16 protein-coding genes are annotated in these 17,418 nt (G+C 64.1%); 9 read left to right on the top strand and 7 right to left on the bottom strand.

What is annotated here, in order from left to right; genetic code table 11:
* Nucleotides 1–183: 183 nt before the first annotated feature.
* From FCS99_RS11360 to ppa, 3 genes are all read left to right on the top strand, one after another.
* Complete coding sequence (locus tag FCS99_RS11360) at nt 184–1,605, top strand: NAD(P)-dependent oxidoreductase (protein WP_138512621.1); 1,422 nt, start codon at nt 184–186, stop codon at nt 1,603–1,605.
* A complete protein-coding gene (gene gltB / locus FCS99_RS11355) occupies nt 1,602–6,131 on the top strand; it encodes a glutamate synthase large subunit (RefSeq protein WP_138512619.1) in 4,530 nt (1,509 codons plus the stop codon). The genes FCS99_RS11360 and gltB overlap by 4 nt, the downstream gene beginning before the upstream one ends.
* An 88-nt stretch (nt 6,132–6,219) precedes the next feature.
* Nucleotides 6,220–6,753, top strand: a complete 534-nt coding sequence (gene ppa, locus FCS99_RS11350) for an inorganic diphosphatase (RefSeq protein ID WP_138512617.1) — start codon at nt 6,220–6,222, stop codon at nt 6,751–6,753.
* 54 nt (nt 6,754–6,807) lie between these two features.
* Here ppa and FCS99_RS11345 read toward each other — a convergent pair whose 3' ends face one another.
* From FCS99_RS11345 to FCS99_RS11335, 3 genes are all read right to left on the bottom strand, one after another.
* Entirely contained in the window at nt 6,808–7,602 is a 795-nt protein-coding gene (locus tag FCS99_RS11345) for an SDR family NAD(P)-dependent oxidoreductase (protein WP_138512615.1), read from the bottom strand.
* 84 nt (nt 7,603–7,686) lie between these two features.
* Complete coding sequence (locus tag FCS99_RS11340) at nt 7,687–8,544, bottom strand: tetratricopeptide repeat protein (RefSeq protein ID WP_138512613.1); 858 nt, start codon at nt 8,542–8,544, stop codon at nt 7,687–7,689.
* Between the two features lie 109 nt (nt 8,545–8,653).
* Nucleotides 8,654–8,842 carry a YdcH family protein gene (locus FCS99_RS11335; RefSeq protein ID WP_138512611.1) on the bottom strand — a complete coding sequence of 63 codons (189 nt, stop codon included), beginning with the start codon at nt 8,840–8,842 and terminating at the stop codon, nt 8,654–8,656.
* A gap of 86 nt (nt 8,843–8,928) precedes the next feature.
* Here FCS99_RS11335 and FCS99_RS11330 point away from each other — a divergent pair, with 86 nt between their 5' ends.
* Both FCS99_RS11330 and FCS99_RS11325 read left to right on the top strand, forming a co-directional pair.
* Nucleotides 8,929–9,516: a UbiX family flavin prenyltransferase gene (locus FCS99_RS11330; RefSeq protein ID WP_138512609.1), complete on the top strand. Its 588-nt coding sequence runs from the start codon at nt 8,929–8,931 to the stop codon at nt 9,514–9,516.
* 193 nt (nt 9,517–9,709) lie between these two features.
* Nucleotides 9,710–9,922, top strand: coding sequence for a YdcH family protein (locus tag FCS99_RS11325; RefSeq protein ID WP_138512607.1), 213 nt, complete (start codon nt 9,710–9,712; stop codon nt 9,920–9,922).
* A 14-nt stretch (nt 9,923–9,936) separates the two neighbouring features.
* Here the strand turns inward: FCS99_RS11325 and FCS99_RS11320 are convergent, their stop codons facing one another.
* Nucleotides 9,937–10,557, bottom strand: coding sequence for a GGDEF domain-containing protein (locus FCS99_RS11320; protein ID WP_233352783.1), 621 nt, complete (start codon nt 10,555–10,557; stop codon nt 9,937–9,939).
* A 284-nt stretch (nt 10,558–10,841) separates the two neighbouring features.
* Here FCS99_RS11320 and purE point away from each other — a divergent pair, with 284 nt between their 5' ends.
* The 3 genes from purE to FCS99_RS11305 are packed head-to-tail and all read left to right on the top strand — an operon-like array spanning nt 10,842 to nt 13,290.
* Nucleotides 10,842–11,354, top strand: a complete 513-nt coding sequence (gene purE, locus FCS99_RS11315) for a 5-(carboxyamino)imidazole ribonucleotide mutase (protein WP_138512603.1) — start codon at nt 10,842–10,844, stop codon at nt 11,352–11,354.
* Nucleotides 11,355–11,359: 5 nt separating this feature from the next.
* Nucleotides 11,360–12,439, top strand: a complete 1,080-nt coding sequence (locus tag FCS99_RS11310) for a 5-(carboxyamino)imidazole ribonucleotide synthase (RefSeq protein WP_138512601.1) — start codon at nt 11,360–11,362, stop codon at nt 12,437–12,439.
* Nucleotides 12,440–12,477: 38 nt separating this feature from the next.
* Nucleotides 12,478–13,290 (top strand): metallophosphoesterase, encoded by an 813-nt coding sequence (locus tag FCS99_RS11305; RefSeq protein ID WP_138512599.1) that lies wholly within the window; start codon nt 12,478–12,480, stop codon nt 13,288–13,290.
* A gap of 7 nt (nt 13,291–13,297) precedes the next feature.
* Here FCS99_RS11305 and FCS99_RS11300 read toward each other — a convergent pair whose 3' ends face one another.
* Nucleotides 13,298–13,975 (bottom strand): COQ9 family protein, encoded by a 678-nt coding sequence (locus FCS99_RS11300; protein ID WP_138512597.1) that lies wholly within the window; start codon nt 13,973–13,975, stop codon nt 13,298–13,300.
* Between the two features lie 118 nt (nt 13,976–14,093).
* Between FCS99_RS11300 and rpsU the strand changes: the two genes are divergently transcribed.
* Nucleotides 14,094–14,357 carry a 30S ribosomal protein S21 gene (gene rpsU / locus FCS99_RS11295; protein WP_138512595.1) on the top strand — a complete coding sequence of 88 codons (264 nt, stop codon included), beginning with the start codon at nt 14,094–14,096 and terminating at the stop codon, nt 14,355–14,357.
* 696 nt (nt 14,358–15,053) lie between these two features.
* On the opposite strand, the gene FCS99_RS11290 is transcribed toward rpsU, so the two are convergent.
* Nucleotides 15,054–16,448, bottom strand: a complete 1,395-nt coding sequence (locus FCS99_RS11290; protein ID WP_138512593.1) for an ABC transporter permease — start codon at nt 16,446–16,448, stop codon at nt 15,054–15,056.
* Nucleotides 16,448–17,389 (bottom strand): ABC transporter ATP-binding protein, encoded by a 942-nt coding sequence (locus FCS99_RS11285; protein WP_138512591.1) that lies wholly within the window; start codon nt 17,387–17,389, stop codon nt 16,448–16,450. The genes FCS99_RS11290 and FCS99_RS11285 overlap by 1 nt, the downstream gene beginning before the upstream one ends.
* Between the last annotated feature and the right edge of the window lie 29 nt (nt 17,390–17,418).

The following is a 17,418-nucleotide window of genomic DNA, read 5'->3' as shown; positions in this document are numbered from 1 at the left end:
TACAAGGATGCGGCTGAGAATAATTCGTGCGGAACTCGCCACATCAAAGGCAGATCAACGCAAATAGATTCTGCTATAGTCTCTATTGCGGCAAAATGTGCCAATATCACCGCAGCCGCCTGTCTTGTGCAGGAGCGAAGACTGTGCTGCATTGTCGCGCTCGCGAGCCAGGAGGAGAGCGGATTGCTTAGATTTGTAGACATCGACCAAGCCTATCCGGAGAAGCGTTCTGAGGCGGAACGGCGCAAGGATTTCAAGGAAATCTATCGCCCCTTCGATCCTCAGAAGGCCGCCGGTCAGGCCTCGCGGTGTTCGCAATGCGGCATTCCCTTCTGCCAGTCGGGCTGCCCGCTGCAGAACAATATTCCCGACTGGCTGATGCTGGCCGGGGACGGGCGTTTGCGCGAGGCCTATGAGATCTCCGCCGAGACTTCCACCATGCCGGAAATCTGCGGCCGCATCTGCCCGCAGGACCGTCTGTGCGAGGGGGCCTGCGTCATTGAACAATCCAAACACGGCGCCGTGACCATCGGCTCCGTGGAGCAGTACATCACCGACACGGCCTGGCAGGAAGGCTGGGTCGAACCGCTGCAGCCGGGTCCGGCCCGCGGTGCGAGTGTCGGCATTGTGGGCTCCGGCCCGGCCGGTCTGGCCGCCGCCGAACGCCTGCGCGAAACCGGTTTCGATGTCACCGTCTATGAGCGCTCCGACCGCGCCGGCGGCCTGTTGATGTACGGGATTCCCGGCTTCAAGCTGGACAAGTCCGTGGTCCAGCGCCGCCTCGACCGCCTCACCGAGGGCGGTGTCGAGTTCAAGCTGAATTTCGAGGTTGGCCGCGATGCCAGCCTGCCGGAGCTGCGCGACAAGCACCATGCTGTCCTGCTGGCGACGGGCGTCTATGCGGCGCGCCAGCTGACCTGTCCGGGGTCCGGCGATGGCGTGATTGCCGCGCTGGATTATCTGACCCGCTCCAACCGCGATGATCTTGACGATGTCCGGGACAATGACCCCACGCTCAATGCCGAAGGCAAGAATGTCGTCGTGATCGGCGGCGGGGATACGGCGATGGACTGTGTCCGCACGGCGGTCCGCCAGGGCGCCAAATCCGTGACCTGTCTCTATCGCCGTGACCGCGAGAACATGCCGGGCTCGGCCCGTGAAGTGAAACATGCCGAGGAAGAAGGCGTCGTCTTTGAATGGCTGGCCTCTCCGCTGGCCGTGCTGACCAAGGGCGAGGCGATCTCCGCGGTCCGTGTGCAGGGCATGCGCCTGGGGGCACCGGATGCGTCCGGCCGCCGCGCGCCGGAACCGGAGCCGGGCCGCACCTTCGACGTGCCTGCCGACATGGTGGTCTCGGCGCTCGGCTTCACGCCGGAAGATCTGCCCGAAGCCTTCTCCGCGCCCGACCTCTCTGTCCATCGCGATGGCCGTGTGGAAGGCGATGATGCCACCAAGATGACCAGCCTGGACGGTGTCTTCGTGGCCGGCGACCTGCACCGGGGCGCCTCTCTCGTGGTGTGGGCGATCCGGGACGGCATGGATGCCGCCCGCTCGATCACCGCCTATCTCGACAATCGACTGCAGGTTCTGGGAGCAGCCGAATGACCCAACAATCCTGGAATCACGCCAAGATCCACGCCGGTCTGAACACGCTGGAAGGCACCGGCCTGTGGCGACCTGAGGATGAACGCGATGCCTGCGGCGTCGGCCTGATCGCCGACATGAAGGGTGAGGCACGCCGCGAAATCGTCGAACTGGCCATTGATGCCCTCAAGGCGGTCTGGCACCGCGGCGCCGTGGATGCCGACGGCAAGACCGGTGACGGGGCCGGCCTGCGTGTCGGTGTGCCCCAGGCCTTTTTCAAGGCGGCCGTCTCCCGCACGGGTCACGAACCGGAACGCGGCGATGTCATCGTCGGCATGGTCTTCCTGCCGCGCGCCGATTTCGCTGCCCGGGAGCGTGCCCGCGCCATCATCGAGGCGGAAATCCTGCGCGAGGGCTTTGCCTTCTATGGCTGGCGCCAGCCGCCGATTGACACTTCCGTGCTGGGCGACAAGGCGCGCGCCACCCTGCCGGAAATCGAGCAGGTCCTGTTCCGCGACCCGCGCGGCCGTGACATCGAGAGCGTCGAGCGCATCCTCTATATTGTCCGCCGCCGGATCGAGCGCCGGGCCCGCGAGGAAAACCTGCGCGACCTCTACGTATGCTCACTCTCCTCGCGTGACATTATCTACAAGGGCCTGTTCCGCGCCGAGGATATCGATGCCTTCTATCGCGACCTGCAGGATCCGGAATTCGTGTCCTCCTTCGCGATCTTCCACCAGCGCTATTCCACCAATACCTTTCCGGAATGGCGGCTGGCCCAGCCCTTCCGCATGCTCGCCCATAACGGCGAGATCAATACGATCCGCGGCAATATCAACTGGATGAGGAGCCATGAGGTTCACATCGCGGAGACCGCCTTCCCGGGCGATGAGCGCGATGTCCGCCCGGTGATCCAGTCCGGCGCGTCGGACAGTGCCGCCCTCGACCAGGCTTTCGAGATCCTGGTGCGGGCGGGCCGCTCTGCGCCGATGACCAAGACCATCCTCATCCCCGAGGCCTGGTCCAAGCGCTCCGATGTGATGCCGGAAGGCTGGGCGCGCATGTATGAATACTGCAATTCGGTCATGGAGCCCTGGGACGGGCCGGCCGCGATTGCCGCCTTTGACGGGCGCTGGGCCATTGCCGGCATGGACCGCAACGGCCTGCGGCCGATGCGCTATGCCATCACGAAATCCGGCATTCTGGTCGCCGGATCGGAAACCGGCATGGCGCCGATTGACCAGGACCATGTGACCGAGCGCGGCCAGATCACGCCGGGCCGTCTGATCGCCCTGGATATCGAGGAAGGCCGCTTCTATCGCGAGCATGAAATCCTCGACGAGCTGAGCGAGCAGCATCCCTATGCCCGTTGGCTGGGTGAGCTCGAGGATATCGAGCCGGTCATCGGGCCGGGTGCCGAACCGCAGGTCTTTGACGAGGAGACCCGCTTGCGCCACCAGGCCGCGGCGGGCTTCTCCTTCGAAGGCATTGAACTGGTGCTCAACGCCATGGCCGAGGACGGCAAGGAGGCCGTCGGCTCGATGGGCGATGATGCGCCTCTGGCCGTGCTGTCGGAAACCTACCGGCCCCTGTCGCACTTCTTCCGCCAGAACTTCTCCCAGGTCACCAATCCGCCGATCGACCCCTTGCGCGAAGGCCGGGTGATGGGGCTGAAGACCCGTTTCCGCAATCTGGGCAATATTCTGGCCCAGGGCGAGGAGCGCGCCGCCGTTCTGGTGCTGGACAGCCCGATTCTGTCCAATGGGGCCTATGAACGCTGGCGCGAGCACATGGGCGGCGCGGTCAAGGATATCGACTGCCTCTTGCCCCGCGATGGTGCGACCGGCAATGGTCAGGCCCTGCGCAAGCAGCTCGATTCCATCATTGAACAATCCGTTGCCGCCGTCCGGGATGGCGCGGCCCATTTGGTCCTGACCGATCACCGTCAGGATGAGGACCGGATCGGCCTGCCGATGATCCTGGTCGCCGGCGCGGTGCACTCCACGCTGACCCGGGAAGGTCTGCGCAATTTCTGCTCGCTCAATGTGCGGTCGGCGGAGTGCTTCGATTCGCATTATGCCGCCGTGCTGATCGGCCTCGGGGCCACGACGGTGAACCCCTATCTCGCCTTCGACACAATCACGGCCGGCCGCGAGTCCGTCGGCGGGGATGAATGGGCCTGTCTGCGGGCACGCCGCCTGAAGGAAGCGCTCGATGGCGGCCTGCTGAAAATCCTCTCCAAAATGGGGATTTCCATCATTTCCTCCTATCGCGGGGGCTGCAATTTCGAAGTGTTGGGCCTGTCCCGGGCGCTGGTGGAATCCTACCTTCCGGGCGTGGTCAGCCGCATTTCCGGCATTGGTCTGCCCGGTCTGGAAGCGCGGACGCTGGACCTGCACAAGAAGGCCTGGTCCGGCGAGGCGCGACTGCCGATTGGCGGTTTCTACCGCCAGCGGGCCAAAGGCGATCGCCACGCCCTGTCGGCGAAGGTCATTACCGAGCTTCAGGCTGCCGTGCGCGGCAATGATGCCGATGCCTGGAAACGCTATCGCGAAGCCGTCGAGAAGCAGGGTCCGATCCAGCTGCGTGATCTCATGGACATGCGCGGCATCGGGCCGTCGATCGGTCTGGACCGGGTCGAGTCGATCAATGGGATCCGTCGGCGCTTCGTAACGCCGGGCATGTCGCTCGGCGCCCTGTCCCCGGAAGCGCATGGCGCGCTCAATGTGGCGATGAACCGGATCGGCGCGAAGTCGGTGTCCGGCGAGGGCGGCGAGGATCCGGTCCGCTACAAGCCCATGCCCAATGGCGACAACATGAATTCGGCGGTCAAGCAGATCGCCTCCGGACGCTTTGGCGTCACGGCGGAGTATCTCAACCAGTGCCGCGAGTTCGAGATCAAGGTCGCCCAGGGCGCCAAGCCCGGCGAGGGCGGCCAGCTGCCCGGCTTCAAGGTCACCGACTTCATCGCGCGCATGCGTCACGCGACCCCGGGCGTCAGCCTGATCTCGCCACCGCCACATCATGATATCTACTCGATCGAGGACCTGGCGCAGCTGATCTATGATCTCAAACAGATCAATCCGCGTGCCCGTGTTGGCGTGAAGCTGGTCGCGGCCGCCGGTGTCGGTGCCGTGGCGGCCGGTGTCGCCAAGGCGAATGCCGATATCATCAATATCTCCGGCTCGGTCGGCGGTACCGGGGCTGCGGCCCTGACCTCGATCAAGTTCGCCGGCGGTCCGCTGGAGCTGGGGCTGGCCGAGGCGCACCAGATGCTGTCGCTCAACGGTTTGCGCGACCGTGTCACCCTGCGCGCCGATGGCGGTATCCGCACCGGTCGGGACATGGTTGTTGCGGCCATGCTCGGCGCCGAGGAATTCGGCATCGGCACGGCCTCCCTGATCGCGCTCGGCTGTCTCATGGTGCGCCAGTGCCATTCCAATACCTGCCCGGTCGGTGTGTGTACCCAGGATGATGACCTGCGGGCCCGCTTCGGCGGTTTCCCGGACCATGTCGTCAATCTGATGACCTTCCTGGCCCAGGATGTCCGGGAGATTCTCGCCGGTCTGGGCGCCACGTCCCTGGAGGACGTGATCGGCCGCGCCGACCTCCTCACCCAGGTGTCGCGCGGGTCCGAAGCGCTCGACGATCTCGACCTGTCGGTGATCATGTCGCGGGCGGACGCCGTGGAGCGGCCGGCCCGGTCCTCGCGGACCCAGCGCAATGCGGTCACACCGAGCCTGGACGAACAGATCATCGTCGATGCCGCCCCGGCCTTTGACCGCGGCGAGAAGATGCAGCTGGACTATGGCGTGAAGAATACCGATCGCACGGTCGGAACGCGGACCTCCTCGGAAATCGTCACCCGCTTCGGCGCGGACGGTCTGGGTGAGGACCATCTCACCCTGCGCCTGCGGGGCTCGGCCGGTCAGTCGTTGGGCGCTTTCTCCGCCCGCGGCCTGCGGATCGAGCTGGATGGCGATGCCAATGACTATGTTGGCAAGGGCCTGTCCGGTGCGACGATCATTGTGCGCCCCTATGGCGGGTCCAGCGCCGCCAATGAGGATCACTCCATCATCGGCAATACCTGTCTTTATGGCGCGACATCCGGCCGTCTGTTCGCGGCCGGCCGGGCCGGGCAGCGCTTCGCGGTCCGCAATTCCGGCGCCGAGACGGTGGTCGAGGGCTGTGGCACGAACGGGTGCGAATACATGACCGGGGGCGCTGCCGTGATCCTCGGCTCCGTGGGCGATAATTTCGCGGCCGGCATGACCGGCGGTGATGCCTTTGTCTACGATCCGGACGGCCGGCTTGAAGCCCGCCTCAATCCGGAGACTGTCCTGTCCTTCGATCTGGCCGGGGAGGCGGAAGCGCGCTGCCGGGCCCTGATCGAGGCGCATGCAGAGGCTACGGGATCGGTGGTCGCCGCCCGCATCCTGGCCGCGTGGGATAGTGTGCGTGGAGACTTCGTGCATCTTCGGGGGGCAGAAGTGGTCAAACGCGAGCGGACACGCCTGCAACCGGCCAATGAAAGCCGTACCGCCTGACGAAACAGCTATTGCAGTGCAACAAGGGCATTGGTTCTCAAACGCTTCCGGCGTATGAGGGCGCAAGAATTGCTGCAAGGAGCGTCCCATGCGGATCGACAAAATTTCTCTCGGCGAGAACGCCCCCGAGGACATCAACGTCATCATTGAAGTCCCGGTCGGCGGCCAGCCGGTGAAGTATGAAATGGACAAGGATGCCGGGACGTTGTTCGTCGACCGCTTCCTGCACACGCCGATGTCCTATCCGTGCAATTACGGCTTCATGCCGCACACCCTGTCCGAGGACGGCGATCCGATCGACGTCATGATCATCGGTCACACCACGCTGGTGCCGGGCTGCGTCGTGCGCGCCCGCCCCATTGGCGTGCTGATGATGGAAGATGAGAGCGGCATGGATGAGAAGATCCTTTGCGTGCCGCACCACAAGCTGTCCCCGCTCTATGATGAAGTCATCGAGTATGGCGACGTGCCGCAAGCGCAGCTGATGCGCATCAAGCACTTCTTCGAGCACTACAAGGATCTGGAGCCCAATAAGTGGGTGAAGGTGATCGGCTGGGGTGATGCGGCCAAGGCCCGTCAGCTCGTGACCGAATCCATCGAGCGCGCCCAGGCCAAGGCCTAGTTTGCGACGCTTGCCAGACTGGATCAGGCCCCGCTTCGGCGGGGCCTTTTCATGTCAACTGACCGTGTAATTCATCGCCAGACGACCGCCATCGGCATAGATGGTCGTGCCGGTGATATAGCTGGCATCCTTGGAGGCCAGGAAGGACGCGACCGAGGCCACTTCGTCCGGATCGCCGATCCGCTGCAGCGGCGTGCGGGACATGATCTTCGCCATCGCCTCGGGATTGTCATTCACCGATTTGAGGACATCGGTATTGATGCTGCCCGGGCCGATCGCGTTGACGCGGATGCCGTATTTGGCCAGCGCGAGCGACATGGACTTCGTCATCTGGTTGATCGCACCCTTGGAGACGCAATAGGCCAGCTGGTCCGGGATCGCCATCACGCCATTGACCGAGGACATGTTGATGATGGCATAGCGGCGGCGGACATCTTCGGTGCGTTCGCCGGCTTCCTCGATCTGCTCCACCATCTGGCGTGCCGCTTCGCGGGCGACCAGGAAGGAGCCGCGCAGATTGACGCCGATCACCTTGTCGAAATCCGCTTCCGACAGGTCCAGGATATCGCCCTTGGCAACGATGCCGGCATTGTTGACCAGCACGTCGAGCCGGTCGAAGGCGGACCGGGTTTCCGACAGAAGATTGTTCACCGACAGGCGGTCCGACACGTCGCAGGCCACGAAAAGGGCCTTGTTGCGCTCGGCGCCCAGCTCGTCGGCGAGGGCGGCACCGGCATCGCGGTCGATATCGGCGATCACGACCAGGAAGCCGTCTTCCGACAGCCGGCGGGCACAGGCCTTGCCGATTCCATTGGCACCGCCCGTCACAATGGCGACTCTGTCACCCATGATCCGATCCTCTTCCTGGTCCTGTAGTTTCCGGCCCGGTCAGAGACCTTGCATGGCACTGCCCGCGAGGCAATGGCGCGCTGCTTACGGATTATGGGTGCGCTGATAGTCCTCGGTGATTTCCGGATCGTCTGGCGACAATTGCCAGGCCCGGCGGTAGAGCGGCAGGGCCTCGTCCATCCGGCCCAGCGCTTCCAGCGCGGAGGCGTGGGAGTGCACGATGGCGCCGACTTCCGGCTCCAGCGCCACCGCCTGTTCACACAGGGGCAGGGCGGTCTGGGCGCGGCCATCCTGGATCAGCGTCCAGCACAGCATGTTCAGCGTCGTGCCATTCTCCGGCTCCAGTTCCACAGCGCGGCGGGCATCCTCGACGGCGGCGCGGGTCATGCCCGCATCCAGCAGCGCGCTGGAGCGGTTGATCCAGGCGCCCATCCAGTCCGGTTCCAGGCGCACGACGGTGTCATAGGCCACCACGGCATCGGCTGTGCGGCCCATGTCCTGATAGAGAATGCCCAGATTGAGCTGGGTCATCACATCATCGGGCAATTCCCGGGCGGCGCGCTGCAGGTCTTCCAGGGCCGCCTCCTGCTGGCCGAGTTCCAGGCGGGCAATGCCGCGATTGCGCCACAGGGTCGGCTCGGCGACGTCGGCCAGCTGTGTGTCGATGATGGCGAAGGCGAAATTATAGGCGTTGAGGGCGTCCTGATAGCGTTCCTCATTGAGCAGGGCGGCGCCCAGGGCGGCATAGACGCCGACTTCCTGGTGCGGTTCGAGATCTTCGCTCTGCAGGCAGGTCTCGAAGTGATCCGCCGCGGCGGCGGTTTCGCCAGCCTGCAGCGCCATCTCGCCCGCGAGACAGGAGGAGAGGCCGTCATCCTTCTGGCCATGAGCGGCCGGCAGGGTCAGGGCGGCTGTTGCGATCAGGGCAGCGAGCATCCGCATGACAGGGTCTCCTCTCTTTCAACGCTTCAACGTGTTTGAATGGCCAGTCTAACCTGCAAAAAGGGCGGCCTGAAAGGCCGCCCCCGACATGCTTGGCAGATCGTGTCGCCTATTCGGCAAATTCGGTCTGGGCCGACATTCGCATCGACTCGACCTGCTCCTTAATTCGAAGCTTTTCCTTTTTAAGTCGGGCCACCTCCAGAGAGTCCGCGGACGCATGTTTCTTGAGATCTTCGATCTCGGAATCCAGGCGCGTATGACGAGCGTCGAGCTCACGGATGCGGGCTTCGATGGACATGGAACGTCTCCTCTACTGGTATGGGAAGCTCGATTGAAACAAATTCCGGCATTATGTCTACTCACGAAACGTTTCGGGGTTAGAGGATGGTGAAGCCAGATCGGCTGATTGTGGGCGTCTCAGGCGCGTCCGGCCTGATATATGCGGTCCGTGCGCTGGAAGCGCTGCGGGATCTCGGCGTGGAAAGTCACATGGTGGCCTCCAAGGCCGCGGAGATGACGCTCCATTACGAGACGGATATGTCCATCAAGGACTTCCGGGCCAAGGCCGACCAGGTCTACAAAATGCCCGATGTCGGCGCCTCCATCGCCTCCGGCTCCTTCCATACGCGCGGCATGCTGATCACGCCCTGTTCGGTGAAGACCATGTCGGAGATCGCGACGGGCGTGACGTCCAGCCTGTTGACGCGGGCCGCCGATGTCGTGCTGAAGGAGCGCCGGCGTCTGGTCCTCATGGTGCGCGAGACGCCGTTTCATCTGGGTCATATCCGGACCATGGAGGCCCTGACGGAGATGGGTGCGATCATTTGTCCGCCCTTGCCGGCCTTCTATGCCAAGCCGAAAACCCTCGATGATCTGGTCAACCAGTCGGTCGGGCGGGCGCTGGACCTGTTTGATCTGGACTGGGACAGCACGCGCCGCTGGGGGGAAGACCTGGAGGGCGGCCGCCGCTAGCCCCCTACGGGCAGGCTGGCGGGCTTGTCGCCAGTCTTCGCACATGCAGCGCTCTCAGGGCATTTATTCCCGATCCGAATGCCGCTATTGTTCGCGCCCCGTCTACAGGGCATCCGCGGCATCGATCTGCTAGCCGATCCCGGTGCACGGCAGACCGGTACATTGTCCGCAACAACAAAGAGACGGCCCTCGAATGGACGGAGTTTCGCCCGAGCAACAGGCGCTTGTTGAACGTCTGGAAGAATTGCGCGCCGAGCATGATGCGCTCAACCGGGAAGTGGATGCGATCGCTGAAAACGGGGTCGTGGACCAGCTGAAATTCGCGCGGCTGAAAAAAGAGAAGCTGCGGATCAAGGACCTGATTTCCGAGGTCGAGGACCAGATCACCCCCGACATCATCGCCTAGGGTCCGGCTGCGGATCAGGCGCGACGGCGCTGTGCGTCGGCCTTCTGGGCCTGTTTGCGCGCATACATCGCCGCATCGGCTTCGGCCATGGCATCTTCTGCCTGACCGCCCGCCTGCAGCGGATGGCAGCCCCAGGCTGCGCCGACCGACAGGGCCTCACCCTTGTAGATGAAGGGAGAGGTTTCAATGATCTCGGCCAGTTCGGCGGCCTTGGCTTCCGCGCCATCCTGGGCGGTCAGCGTCAGCACGATGCCGAATTCATCCCCGCCGAGCCGGCCGACCGCATCGGTTTCCCGGACATGGGCCGTCAGCAGGCGTGAAACATGGTGCAGGGCTTCATCACCGGCGGCATGCCCGTAGGCATCATTGATCGCCTTGAACCCGTTCAGATCCATATAGACCAGGGCGGACGGGGCGCTGTGGCGCTCGGCCAGGGCGAGGGCCTTGGAGACTTCGCGCAGGAAGGCTCGGCGGTTGAGCACCGGCAGGAGCACGTCGTGATCGGCCAGTGATTCCAGTTCGCGGACCCGGCCGCGAAGGCGCTCGGTTTCCTTGCGCATCTGGTCGACCTCACCCATCAGGGAGAGGAGGGCGCGCTGGACGTTCGGCGTCAGCTCGTTTTCCGGAACACCCATGATCGAGGCCGCATCCTGCGGGGCTGCGGCACTGCGCGCACCAGAACTGCTCGCAGACGATTTCCCGGACTCCGGCTTCCCGGTCCGTGAAATATTGCCGCCAGTGTTCAAGGGGCCGATGCGCATCGCTCGATCCAATTCGAATCTGTTCACGATCAGGCTCGCCAAGTGTGGTTAAGAAACCCTCAAGCCGGAAAAGAAAAGCCTTGCCTGACGGGGATATCTTGACCTGCTCAAGACTGGAGTTAAGGTCCCGCGCTTCCTTTTTGTGACCAGGAAGCGTCATGAGCGATCTTTCGCCGTCTACTGCCCAGACCCCGGCCGATGTGGCCATTGTCATGGGTTCCCGTTCCGACTGGCCGACCATGAAAAAGGCCGCCGCCGTGCTGGACGAGCTGGGTGTCTCCCATCTCGACCAGGTCGTGTCGGCGCATCGCACGCCAGACCGGCTGGTCGAGTTTTCCAAGTCGGCCCGGGCGCAAGGCGTGAAAGTGATCATCGCCGGCGCCGGCGGGGCGGCCCATCTGCCCGGCATGGTCGCCTCGATGACCTCGCTGCCTGTCCTGGGGGTTCCGGTGAAGTCCAAGGCGCTCAGCGGCCAGGACAGCCTGCTCTCCATCGTGCAGATGCCCGGCGGTGTCCCGGTTGGCACACTGGCCATTGGTGATGCCGGAGCGAAGAATGCCGGACTGCTGGCTGCCTCGATCCTCTCCCTGATGGATCCGGCCCTGGCCGAGCGTCTGGAGGCCTGGCGCCAGGCCCAGACGGACAGTGTCCCGGTGACGGTCGAGGACTAGACCTGATGACACATGGTCCGCTCGCGCCCGGTTCCACGATCGGCATTCTCGGTGGCGGCCAGCTGGGCCGCATGCTGGCCACGGCGGGTGCTGCGCTGGGCTTCGACGCGCATGTCTACGAGCCCGAGCCCGACTGTCCGGCCAGCCGTGTCGCAGCGCGATCCTATTGCGCGCCCTGGGATGATATCGGCGCGGTCGAGGCCTTTGCCCGGCGCTGCGATGCCATCACCTATGAATTCGAGAATGTTCCGGTGGAAACCGTGGAAGCGGCCGCCCGGGTGTCCGTGCTTCGCCCCGGCTCCAAATCCCTGGAGCTGACCCAGGACCGGCTGATCGAAAAGACGTTCATCAATGGGGCGGGTGTCGACACCGTGCCCTTCGCCCAGGTCGACGATATCGACAGTCTGGAAGCGGCGATCGAATCCATCGGATTGCCGGCGGTGCTGAAAACCCGCCGCTTCGGCTATGACGGCAAGGGGCAGGCCTGGATCCGCGAGAGCGGAGACGCCCGCAAGGCCTGGGTAGCCATCGGGGAACAGCCGGCCATCCTGGAAGGTGCCGCCGCCTTCACGCGGGAGCTGTCGGTTGTCGCGGCCCGCTCCGTCGACGGACAGGTGAAAGCCTTCCCGCTGGCCGAGAATGTCCATGGTGACGGCATCCTGAAACAGACCAAGGCACCGGCCGCCGGTATTGATGCCGCCACGCAAGGCCGGGCGCTGGAGATCGCCACGGCGATCGGCAATGGCTTGGACCATGTCGGCGTGTTTGCCGTCGAGCTCTTTGATCTGGGTGAGGCCGGCCTGGTGGTCAATGAGATCGCCCCGCGCGTCCACAATACCGGTCACTGGACCATGGATGCCTGCGGCTGCGGCCAGTTCGAACAGCACATGCGCGCCGTTGCCGGCTGGCCGCTGGGCGATCCGGCACCGCATTCCGCCTGCGTGATGACCAATCTGATCGGCGAGGACGCCTTGGCCTGGGAAGACCTGGCCGCCGATCCGGCCGCCCGGCTTCATCTATACGGCAAGCGCGAAGTCCGCTCCGGCCGCAAGATGGGCCATGTGAACCGCCTCTCCACGCTTTAGGGCTTTGATCTCGGCGCGGCTGCGTCCAAACTTGGCGCATGCCGTCCGACTTGTCCCCCCTGCCGCCTGACACGCATTTTGATGATGCCGGTCCCTTCGATCTCATCGGGGATGTACATGGCTGCGCCGGAGAGCTGGAAATCCTGCTGGAACGGCTGGGCTATCAGCTCGACTGGGACGGGCCGGAAGGGCAGCGCGACTATGACATCACGCATCCGCAAGGCCGCAAGCCGGTCCTGCTTGGGGATCTGGTCGATCGCGGCCCGCGTTCGCCGGACGTCCTGCGCATCGCCATGCACTTGGTGGAAACGGGGCGCGGGCATGCCGTGGTCGGCAATCATGATGACAAATTCCGCCGCTGGCTGATCGGGAATTCCGTGGTTCTGTCCCACGGTATCGAACGCACGATCGAGCAATTCTCCCGCGAAACCCGGCAGTTCCGCGACGCGGTGAATGATTTCCTCCATGCCCTGCCGGACCACCTCGTGCTCGACCGGGGACGGCTGGTCGTGGCCCATGCCGGATTGCATGCGCACATGCATGGGGAGAGCAGCAAGAAAGTGCGCAGTTTCGCCATGTTCGGGGAAACCACGGGCGAGCGGGATGAGCATGGCCTGCCGATCCGGCTCGACTGGGCGCGCAATTATTCCGGCCCGGCCACGGTGGTGCACGGCCATGTCGCCGAGCCCGATGTGCGCGAGCGCAATAATGTCCTGTGCATCGATACGGGGTGCTGTTTCGGTGGTCATTTGACGGCAATGCGCTGGCCCGAGCGAAAGCTCGTCCAGGTGCCGGCCCACAAGGAATGGTTCAACTCACCGCGCTGGCCGACCAACGGGCCGGACGGGTAGGGACGGCTCAGACCCGCGGCCCCGGTCCGTAGCGCAGCTTGCCGAGCAGGCCGGCCATGTCCGGCAGGTCGGCGGTCATCTTTTGCAGCTGGGCCTTGGTCTTCTCGAAATCCATCACATTCTGGATGCGACGGTCGAGAAAGGCCTGGGCTTCCGGCTTTTCGGCATCGGTCTCGCCCAGCCAGGTGGCGAGGGTTGAGCCATAGACGCCGGAGAGAATCGTCCGCTTGGAATAGAAGTTCACATCGGTGGATGTGTCGCCGATCGCGCGCCAGATCGTGTCCGCCGTCGCCCAGAGCAGTTGCGGGGCTTCCACGGCGGCATCGGGCAGAAGCAGGCGGGCGCGCGCGCGACGGGCGGCCTCTTCATGTTCGCCCAAGGCTTCTAGCCGGGCCATCACGCCAAAGCGCACGCGCTCGCGGATCTTCATGCTGGCCAGGTCGGCCGCCTTGACGGCGTCCAGCACGGCGTCATCCAGTTTGCGCGACCAATGTGCCAGCAAATCCAGTTCCTTGCGCGGACAGGCCAGCTCCGCATCACCCGCGGAAATGCCGGCTTCCTTGCGGGCGGCCTCAAAACTCGTGGCGCTCCAGCCGTCGAAAGCCGCATGTGCCAGCATGGGCTGGAGCAGCGCCTCGCGTGTGGTATACTTGTGAGAGCGGGATTTCGTTGCTGTGTCGGTCATGAGGCTTTTCTAGACCACACCGGCGGCATCGTCACCACACCAGTATGTGTTGGCAGTGTGGACACGACGTCGCAGCTCTGGTAGTAGCCCCGCCTCTGGCGAACTAGCGACGTGAGGATTGTTCTCGCGTCCAGATAATGGAGAGAGAGCCATCGTACAGATCGTTGTGCGCGATAATAATGTGGAGCAAGCGCTCCGCGCGCTGAAAAAGAAGATGCAGCGGGAAGGCACTTTCCGCGAGATGAAGCGCCGCAATCATTATGAAAAGCCGTCGGAGAAGAAGGCTCGCCAAAAGGCTGAAGCCATTCGCCGTGCGCGCAAGCTGGCCCGCAAGCGGGCGCAGCGCGAAGGCCTTATCGCCAAGCGTGGCGGTCGTCGCTAAGGGTCGCCAGACTCACGATGAATTTTCGCGAAAGCGCCGTGCCCGAGAGGGCGCGGCGTTTTCGTTTGTCTGGGGTTCGTGGCGACGTCGGTTCTTTCTTCCCCATTTCATGGGGAAGTGGGTCGGTGCGCAGCGCCGGGTCGATGGGGCGGCGCGGGGCGCCGAATAACCGGCTTCGCCGGCCCCTCCGTCTTGCCATTCGGGCAATCCACCTCTCCACACTGTGGGGAGGAAAAGCTTCCACTTATCCCCACCCTCGCAAACGCCGCCTAGACTCTCCCCACTGTCCCGGCCCCGGTGAGCTCGCCGGACCGGGGCAGGGTGGCGCTGAGGCGGGTCCGGCCGGACCGTCGCTTAATCCGCTTCACCGGGTTGCAGACGGTCCTGCGGGACATCTCGACTTTTCACATTTCCAGACTTCCCCGCCGGATCGTCTGCAATGCCCTGTCTAACAGCCGCGCTTGCACGCTGGCTGCTATTTTCGCTGTCCCAATCTTTGTCATCCCGGCCGAATGGCCTGCGCCGGGCATCCATCCGGGATGACAAAAAGAGGAGGTTGTCCGGCGAAACTCCATTTTCCCCGGACGAAGGTCCGGGGCCGACCGCCCGTGTGTACGAGTGATCGGTCTCACGCAGGTCCCGGACAGCGCTGTCGCGCTTCCGGGAAAAATGGGTGAGAGGGGTAATGCCGCCACCTCACCCGATCGACTTTTTCTTCCCGATCTTGAACCAGCCCTTCACCGTGTCCTGGTTGGCCTGGTTGAGGGCGCCCATGCGGAAGAGCTGCCCGGCGCCCCAGATCACGGCGGTGGCCATGGCGATCATGCCCAGCGTCGTGCCGATCACTTCGAACAGGCCGATATCCTGCGGCAGGCGCACCAGCATGATGAAGGGCGTCCACAGGGGCACCCAGCTGGCGACGGCCACGATCGGATTGTCCGGCGCATCGATGGCCATCATCACCAGGAAGAGCGGCACCATCATGATCAGCATGATCGGGCTCATCAGGGATTGGGCGTCCTGGATCGTCTCGCACAGCGAGCCGACCGCCAGGAAGATGGCGCCATACATCAGATAGCCGATGATGAAATAGCCGATGGCCGGGCCGATCAGGGCCGGGCTGAACAGCGTGCCCATGATCTCCGCGGCCGGAATGTCGGCGGCCGCCATGAATTGCTGGGCGGCGAATCCGCCCGTCGAGGCAAGTCCACCCCAGAACAGAAGCAGGGTGAAGGACACCGCCGCCACGCCCAGCAGCTTGCCGACCAGGATTTCGTGATGCCGCGCCGAGGCGAGCATCATTTCTAGCACCTTATTGCCCTTCTCCTCGATCATGGCCGTGAGCAGCATGTTCACGACCGAGAAGATCACCACCCAAAGGCCGAAGGCGGTAGCAACACCGACAAAGATCGGCAGGCGCTCATTTTCGGAGACTTCCGCGGTTTCCGCGCTGCGCTGCGGATTGAGCTCGCGCACGGTGGGGGCGAGATCATCGGCCTGTTCGATCAGGACCGGATCCACACCGGCCTCCACCAGGTGTTCCAGCTGCATGTGGTCGCGCAGGGCGTTGCGGATCTGGGCGCGCAGGCCGCTATCGGTCAGATTGGCGCTCCAGTAATCGATCTCGATCTGGCCGGGTGAGGGTTCAGACAGATAGATCGCCGCGAACAGGCCCTGCGGGCCGTCCTGGGTCTCCAGTTCGGCCTGCCCCGTCAGATAGGGGCGGAGCGCGTCCAGCGACGTCTCTGGGGGGCTGACGCGGATATAATCATCGTCGGAGAGCTGCATCGAGCTTTCCAGTGCGGCCTGGACCTGCGGATTGTCGCCCAGCATGTCCTGCGTCACCTCACGCATGCGCTCGGCCTGTTCCGCCCGCGTCGCATCGATCTGGTCATAGACAGCTTGTTCCAGCGTGCCGCCAGTCTCGTCCACCAGCACGTAATAGCGGGTGGGCTGGGAGCTCTCGATGAGGATCGGCATGCCGAATCCCAGCGCCATGAACATGGGCACGGAGAGGAGGGACAGCCAGAAGCCCCAGGTGGCGACGTAGGAGAGGAATTCGCGGCGGGCGATGAGATAGATATTGCGCATCAGACGCTCTCCGCTTCCGGTTCCGCTTCATCCTGGCCGACCAGGTGGACGAAGGCATCATGCAGATGGGCCCGCACCGGTTCGAACCGGGTCAGTTTCACATCGGCCTCGACACAGGCTTTCAGCACATCCTGGGCATCGGCATCGGGGGCCAGGTCCACGGTCCAGATGGTGCCGTCCTTGGTCAGTTCGCGATCCAGACGTCCCAGCCCGGCCAGGACCTCGCCGAGACTGCGATCAGACGCCGTTTCCAGAGTCACCCGGCGCGGCACGCGGGCGAGGGCCTCGGAAACGCTGCCGTCAAACACTTTCTGGCCCTTGGCGATCAGCACGATCTTGTCGCAGAGCCGTTCTGCATGCTCCATCACATGGGTCGAGAACAGGATGGTCCGTCCGGCCTCGGCCTGTTTGCGCACAACCTGTTCTAGGGCGGACTGGTTGACCGGATCGAGACCCGAGAAGGGCTCGTCCAGGATGATGAATTCCGGCTCGTGGATCAGGGTGGAGATGATCTGGACCTTCTGGGCCATGCCCTTGGACAGTTCCTTCACCTTGGACTGGGCGACATCGGCGAGACCGAATTCTTCCAGCATCTGCAGACCGCGCTGGCGGGCCGTGCCGGGGGCGACACCCTTCAGGCGGGCGAAGAAGACGATGACATCGATCACTTTCATCTTGCGATAGATGCCGCGTTCCTCCGGCAGGAAGCCGACCCGGTCCAGCGCCTGGGCGCGCGGCGGGCCGCCGAACAGGCTGACCGTGCCGCTGTCGGGCTGGAGAATGCCCAGGGACATGCGCAGGGAAGTGGTCTTGCCGGCCCCGTTCGGGCCGAGAAAGCCCGTGATCTGGCCGCGCTCGACATTCAGGCTCACATTCCGCACCGCCGGCTTGCCGCCATAGGTCTTGGATACCCGGTCGAGCGAGAGAATGGTCTCGCGCATGAAGCCCTCCCAATCTGGACGGCGAATCT

Source organism: Maricaulis alexandrii (assembly GCF_005871165.1).
Lineage (GTDB): Bacteria > Pseudomonadota > Alphaproteobacteria > Caulobacterales > Maricaulaceae > Maricaulis > Maricaulis alexandrii.
Note: the sequence above shows the minus strand (reverse complement) of the source record. Positions and strands in the feature narration are given on the sequence as shown.

Coding starts and splice junctions, on each gene's coding strand:
- gltB (WP_138512619.1), top strand. CDS start 1,602: ATGACCCAACAATCCTGGAATCACGCCAAGATCCACGCCGGTCTGAAC.
- ppa (WP_138512617.1), top strand. CDS start 6,220: ATGCGGATCGACAAAATTTCTCTCGGCGAGAACGCCCCCGAGGACATC.
- FCS99_RS11345 (WP_138512615.1), bottom strand. CDS start 7,602: ATGGGTGACAGAGTCGCCATTGTGACGGGCGGTGCCAATGGAATCGGC.
- FCS99_RS11340 (WP_138512613.1), bottom strand. CDS start 8,544: ATGCGGATGCTCGCTGCCCTGATCGCAACAGCCGCCCTGACCCTGCCG.
- FCS99_RS11335 (WP_138512611.1), bottom strand. CDS start 8,842: ATGTCCATCGAAGCCCGCATCCGTGAGCTCGACGCTCGTCATACGCGC.
- FCS99_RS11330 (WP_138512609.1), top strand. CDS start 8,929: ATGGTGAAGCCAGATCGGCTGATTGTGGGCGTCTCAGGCGCGTCCGGC.
- FCS99_RS11325 (WP_138512607.1), top strand. CDS start 9,710: ATGGACGGAGTTTCGCCCGAGCAACAGGCGCTTGTTGAACGTCTGGAA.
- FCS99_RS11320 (WP_233352783.1), bottom strand. CDS start 10,557: ATGGGTGTTCCGGAAAACGAGCTGACGCCGAACGTCCAGCGCGCCCTC.
- purE (WP_138512603.1), top strand. CDS start 10,842: ATGAGCGATCTTTCGCCGTCTACTGCCCAGACCCCGGCCGATGTGGCC.
- FCS99_RS11310 (WP_138512601.1), top strand. CDS start 11,360: ATGACACATGGTCCGCTCGCGCCCGGTTCCACGATCGGCATTCTCGGT.
- FCS99_RS11305 (WP_138512599.1), top strand. CDS start 12,478: ATGCCGTCCGACTTGTCCCCCCTGCCGCCTGACACGCATTTTGATGAT.
- FCS99_RS11300 (WP_138512597.1), bottom strand. CDS start 13,975: ATGACCGACACAGCAACGAAATCCCGCTCTCACAAGTATACCACACGC.
- FCS99_RS11290 (WP_138512593.1), bottom strand. CDS start 16,448: ATGCGCAATATCTATCTCATCGCCCGCCGCGAATTCCTCTCCTACGTC.
- FCS99_RS11285 (WP_138512591.1), bottom strand. CDS start 17,389: ATGCGCGAGACCATTCTCTCGCTCGACCGGGTATCCAAGACCTATGGC.